The sequence below is a fragment of the Acinetobacter sp. YH16038 genome, from assembly GCF_013417275.1.
In the GTDB taxonomy this organism is placed as follows: domain Bacteria; phylum Pseudomonadota; class Gammaproteobacteria; order Pseudomonadales; family Moraxellaceae; genus Acinetobacter.
The window spans coordinates 1-1,136 of the sequence record NZ_VPEG01000170.1; the positions used below are offsets into that span (position 1 = coordinate 1).

1 protein-coding gene is annotated in these 1,136 nt (G+C 42.3%); it reads left to right on the forward strand.

All coding sequences use genetic code 11. The features are described 5' to 3' along the window. Positions 1 to 397: 397 nt before the first annotated feature. On the forward strand, positions 398 to 1,136 hold a 739-nt coding region (gene mobQ, locus FTV34_RS17600), incomplete at its 3' end, for a MobQ family relaxase (RefSeq protein ID WP_180027458.1).

Here is a 1,136-nt window from a genome sequence, read left to right on the forward strand (position 1 = left end):
CAGCAGATTTAGTCATAACGGTTAATTTCGGAATATAGAAAACCACTCAAGCATAAGACCCTATGAATTGAAATTCAAGCGGGTAATATGCTATCGTGTTTTTCATGAAATGCGCACTTACGACTTGGATTTCATCCAAGTCAAAGTTTGCGTAAGGGGAATCCCCTTAACCCCAAAAAATTGCTACGCAATTTAAAAAAGCAAAAGGTAAATAAAAATGTATCGGTATAATTTTAGAGAAACTCACCTTTACCTTTGTCCAAATTGCGGACACGAATGCACTTATAAGATGCCTGAACAGATGGCACAACATGCAGAAGAAAGAGAAGTTCAGAACCTAAAAAGAGAATGTGAAAAATGCGGTTATTACGTCCCTGCTAGTCGGAAGTGTTAAGCGATGGCGATTTATCATTGCTCGACCAAAACAGTTAATCGAAGTTCAGGCAGAACTGCTGTTGCATCTATGGCTTATCGTGCAGGTGAAAAGCTCAAAGATGAACGCACAGGGCTGACCCATGACTTTACAAGAAAAGATGGTGTCGCCCATTCAGAAATTATCTCGAATCTCGATATTGAAATTGACCGTAATGACCTTTGGAACTTGGCAGAACAGTCCGAAAACCGCAAAGATGCCCGAACCGCTAGAGAATGGGTAATCGCCCTACCCGATGAATTAGACGCTGATCAACGTAAGGACTTGGCAAAAGACTTTGCCAGGTCCTTAGTTGATCGCTATGACGTAATCGCAGATTTAGCCATCCATGAACCGAGTAAAGGCGGTAATGATAAAAACCATCACGCCCATATCATGCTCACAACCCGAAAAGCCGAATTGAATGCAGACAATAAACTCACTCTGACCACCAAAACCGATATTGAACTCAGTAACGCCAAACGAAAAAGCCTTGGTATGGGGACAACCCAAGACGAAATTAAACAGATTCGGGAAACGTGGGCAAATTTAGCCAATCACGCATTAGAACGAGCAGGCTTTCAGGAAAAAATAGACCACCGCAGCTATGCCGATCAGAATAACGGACTACAAGCCACCATCCATGAAGGCACTAAAGTCACCCAATTACGCAGACAAGGCATAGACACTGAAATCAGCCGTTTTAATGACAATGTGAAACAGC